This window comes from Mesobacillus sp., assembly GCF_049588175.1.
GTDB lineage: Bacteria > Bacillota > Bacilli > Bacillales > Cytobacillaceae > Mesobacillus.
In genome coordinates, this window is the sequence record NZ_JBAVFI010000409.1 from 1 (window position 1) to 4,138 (window position 4,138).

A 4,138-nucleotide genomic window follows, 5' to 3' on the forward strand; every position below is an offset into this window, starting at 1 on the left:
GACATTTTTCATGATCAACCTTTCTCCAAATACGTCTGGAACGAGCATAAATAACAAGTTCGCTGCCGCCATAAAAATGAAAGGAGCTATAAATGCGTATTTTCCCGTCCCCTCTGGTGCAGCAACAATTGAAGTCAGCAAAATATATGGTATACCAGCCAGTGCCATTCCTCCAAACACACAACCAGTATATTTATACTTTCTCACAAACTCATATATATCCTCATTTGTGATTTGCATTAAAAACCTGAGTAACGAAAAAGCCGTTACTAAAATGAACAAATACGAAAAAGCAAGCAGCATAGGCTGGACATCAATCGAATGCTTAAAAATAATCGAGAAAGCCCCGTAGTCTGCAACTATGATGCTTGTCCCTATTAACAAACTAGTTAAAATATATTGTGAAGTGTTCGCAATATCCCTTTGTGCCAAACTCAGCGCAGCATATGAACCGATACCACAAATGCCAAAGAATAAAATAAAGTACAAATAAAAATTGCTTGTAGAAAAAGGCACGCCAGCAGAGATAATCACAAATAAATGAGTTAGCCAAAATGTCAGTGCCAGCAGTAACGAATAAAAGACCATATTTCGTCTTTTTCTATCTGTTTGCCTTTTGACTTGCCTGCTGAATTCAACTGCGAAAATGCTAGTGATTATTGAAAAGACAACAGTCAAGGCTACGTTATTAAAATCGAAAATGTATATGCGGGGAATATCCATCCTGCCCCTCGTTTCTTTAGAAATTTTTCCGGTCTCTTTATCATTATTATACAGTAATAGCAGTAAAGATCGGCTTATTTCATGAATATTTTTCCAGACAGTTATAATAGGACAGTGAATATTATCTGAATTTTATAACCACTCATCATTCCATAATTAAACTGAATTTAATGTAATATAGGCCGAAAATAAGAAATTTTAGTCACCGCAGGCTCGGCGAACAATTCCCATTCCGCTGCCATGCTCAAAATGCTATTGCCACACTTATTTTATCGACAACATCTATACAATTTTAAGGGATTTGAACAGGTTTTTTCCGCTCTCCAACTCGAAGAGGCTTTTAAAGAGGATGGTAAAATATTTTTGAGGAAAACGAAAAAGAAACTGCGATCACGATTGATAACATACAAAAAGCTGTCGATCTATATGTAAAAGAAAATATACAATTTCCCATGCTTTCATATGATCCATTAAACAGGGTCAACTATTACCAGCTGCTTCAGACACACTGTCTTGACGCCCACTTTGATATTGAACTTTATATAACCAATTACGACGGGCTGGTCACCCATATAAAGCATAAGAAGAAGAGCACAGGAAATTGATTCAGCGATTCCTCTAGTAAGAGCCGTTTTTTTCTTTCCTTCTATTTGCTGCTCTTCACTCAGATTGTCGCTCTTCGGATATGCCCCTCTTTCCGTATTGCACTCTAATTCAAGCTCTTTTCGAAAGGTTTCCTTAACGAAGAATTCTAATGAAAGTCTTTTATATATTCGGTAGCCTGCTTTTACCTTTAGGAGGCAAAAGCAACACAGTTACGACAAGAACCTTCTTAAAACAAAATGCTGATTAAATATAAGCCCAATAGCAAAAAAATCAGAAAGATGATTGTTGTTGAGACTTTTATAAGTTTATCAGCTGAAGCAAAGGTCTGACTGTTGATGTTCTTTCTCACCGTAAAATAGTGTACCGTAGCAAAGCTCAGAATGATTAAACCAACTAGCAAAGAAAAGATGCTTACAAATACCGCTATTGTATCTGCAATTTCGCTGACTAAACGAATATTGTTGAAATGCAGGCTCGAAGCCAGAAAACCGATTCCTATAATTGCAATGGAAGTCCGGACCCAGGCAAGATATGTCCGTTCATTCGCTAGATGCTGCTGGATATATTTTGACTCAAGAGTTTTATCTTCTTCCAAACTCTTCACTCCCCATGTTTTCTCTTTATTTTTCGGGTTTTGCTATCTTCCCATCATCCAGTTTACCACTTTAGGTTTATATTTTACTTCTAGGGTGCTCATCTTCCATCCACTTACTACCTGTTTTGTTTTCCATTCTCTTAGGTATTAGTTAGTCAACATGATTGCTTAGAGGTGGGATCCATGATTTATCCTTTACTTTCAAGCCGTTGGTCTGGTGGTTTCGCTTTTTAAATGCAACATAAAAAATCACGGCAGAGTGAGCATGCTGTGATTTTTCTTTTTGATTGATACGGTATAATGAAGAGAGGAGGCTGATTCTGTTGGAAAATGAGAAAAAAGACTTTCCAGATTTTGAACTTGATGAAGAAACATTATTTATGGTATCCCAAACTTTCAAAGCACTCTCGGACCCTACCCGCCTTAGAATTTTGCACCTTCTTTTCCATGGTGAGCATTCTGTGAATGAAATCGCTGAAAAGCTCTCTCTGCTGCAGTCGACTGTTTCCCATCAGCTTCGTTTCTTAAAAAACCTCAGACTGGTCAAATTCCGGAGAGAAGGTACTACCCTGTTTTATACACATGACGACGAGCATGTAATTGATCTATTAAAGAAAAGCATAGAACATGCCAGCCATCATTGATTGGCTGGCATTATTTCTATTCTCATATTAATTGCATGGTTCATGCGCACATGGACAGCCGTTCTCTTCGCCTTCAACCTGTAATGTGCTGTGCTCGATTCCAAAATCTTCATGCAGTAATTCCTGAGCTTGATGAAGGACTCGATCATGAAAACCTTCCCCCGCAACGGCAATGTGACCGCTTAGCATTGCTACTCCTGAAGTAATCGACCAGACATGAATATCATGAACATCTGTAACGTTCGGGATTTTCATCAGCGCATCCTTTACTTCATTTACCTTGATTTGTGCAGGTGTGCCTTCCATCAGAACGTGGAAAGACTCTTTTGTTACTCTCCAACCGCTAATTATAATTAGAATCGCAACGGCGATACTTGCGATAGGATCAGCCAGCCCCCAGCCGAAGAAATAGATGAGTAACGCTGCTGTAATTGCTCCAACAGAACCGAGCATATCACCAAGCACATGAAGGAACGCACTTCTTACGTTCAAATTCTCATCCTTGTCACCGCTCATCAGAATCCATGCAGCAATGATATTTACAATCAGGCCAATGACCGAAATAGTCAGCATGCCCATACTCTGTACCTCTGGAGGATTTATTAAGCGGTGATAGGCTTCATAAAATATATAGATTGAGATTAAAATCAAAGTCAGTCCGTTTAAAGCAGCAGCAATGATCTCAAATCTTTTATAGCCGAATGTCTTCGACTGTGTCGCTTTCCGTTCACCAAGCTTCATTGCGAACAAGCTAAGGCCTAAGGCTGCCGCATCACTTAGCATGTGGCCTGCATCCGACAGCAGCGCAAGGCTGTTCGTCAAAAATCCTCCGATGACCTCAACAACCATAAATGACGCTATTAACAGGAAAGACCAGAATAAAGCTTTTTTATTGTTCGTATGGCTGTGGCTGTGTCCATGACTGTGGCCGTGTGAATGATGATGACCCATAAAGAATCGCCTCTCTTTCTGTCTATATATGAATATATGCTCATATATATAATTATGACTTAAGGTTGAAAAAGGTTCAATCTATTTTTTATGCATTATATTTGATTTCCCATTGATACCTATGAAGTTTTAATGACGCAGAAACAGCATTTTATAAATTTCCACTCCTGTTGTAATAAATACCTTTTTATTATTGGTTTTACACTAAAAAATAATAATATTCTTCAGGCGCTCACAATACTGCTACTCGATAACTCCCCAGGAAGCTATTTTTATACACAGGGTTAAACGAACAAAATAAAAAACCGCTGAAATCAGCGGTTTGGTTGTAAATCTATAAGTATTTCCGGTGGATGCCTTTGCCATCATATGTGTAGAGCATCGCCCTTCCCTCGACGATCGTCTCAATGTGACATTTTCGGCCCCACAGCTGGTGTATATACGGGAGTACCTTTTCCAGGTATTTAATATCCAATTCAATTCCTTCGTAGCCGTGCTGGATGTAAAGCTCCCCATTTTTCAGGTAGTCGCCGTCGATAACAGACAAATAAGGAAAGCCCCCATTCACCCTCATGCTGACTAGCTGGTCACGAACCTGCTCCCATGCTTTGTCGACTAC

The 4,138-nt window shown here is 39.1% G+C and carries 5 protein-coding genes and 1 pseudogene; 2 read left to right on the forward strand and 4 right to left on the reverse strand.

From position 1 onward, the window contains the following. Nucleotides 1-723, reverse strand: a 723-nt coding sequence (locus tag WB217_RS10235; RefSeq protein ID WP_423993101.1) for a hypothetical protein, incomplete at its 3' end; no start/stop codon positions are given. A gap of 359 nt (nucleotides 724-1,082) precedes the next feature. Between WB217_RS10235 and WB217_RS10240 the strand changes: the two genes are divergently transcribed. Further along, nucleotides 1,083-1,328 carry a DUF3939 domain-containing protein gene (locus WB217_RS10240; protein ID WP_423993107.1) on the forward strand — a complete coding sequence of 82 codons (246 nt, stop codon included), beginning with the start codon at nucleotides 1,083-1,085 and terminating at the stop codon, nucleotides 1,326-1,328. A gap of 227 nt (nucleotides 1,329-1,555) precedes the next feature. On the opposite strand, the gene WB217_RS10245 is transcribed toward WB217_RS10240, so the two are convergent. Further along, a complete protein-coding gene (locus WB217_RS10245; protein WP_423993103.1) occupies nucleotides 1,556-1,924 on the reverse strand; it encodes a YidH family protein in 369 nt (122 codons plus the stop codon). Between the two features lie 380 nt (nucleotides 1,925-2,304). Between WB217_RS10245 and WB217_RS10250 the strand changes: the two genes are divergently transcribed. Next, entirely contained in the window at nucleotides 2,305-2,568 is a 264-nt protein-coding gene (locus WB217_RS10250) for an ArsR/SmtB family transcription factor (protein WP_423993109.1), read from the forward strand. 27 nt (nucleotides 2,569-2,595) lie between these two features. Here the strand turns inward: WB217_RS10250 and WB217_RS10255 are convergent, their stop codons facing one another. Together WB217_RS10255 and WB217_RS10260 are read right to left on the reverse strand one after the other, a co-directional pair. After that, nucleotides 2,596-3,519, reverse strand: a complete 924-nt coding sequence (locus WB217_RS10255; RefSeq protein ID WP_423993105.1) for a cation diffusion facilitator family transporter — start codon at nucleotides 3,517-3,519, stop codon at nucleotides 2,596-2,598. Between the two features lie 334 nt (nucleotides 3,520-3,853). After that, nucleotides 3,854-4,138: pseudogene (locus WB217_RS10260) on the reverse strand (stage V sporulation protein R); the annotation flags it as partial.

Bases quoted from the DNA above. Each gene is read 5' to 3' on its own strand.
- WB217_RS10250 (WP_423993109.1), top strand. From the start codon at position 2,305: ATGGTATCCCAAACTTTCAAAGCACTCTCGGACCCTACCCGCCTTAGA.
- WB217_RS10255 (WP_423993105.1), bottom strand. From the start codon at position 3,519: ATGGGTCATCATCATTCACACGGCCACAGTCATGGACACAGCCACAGC.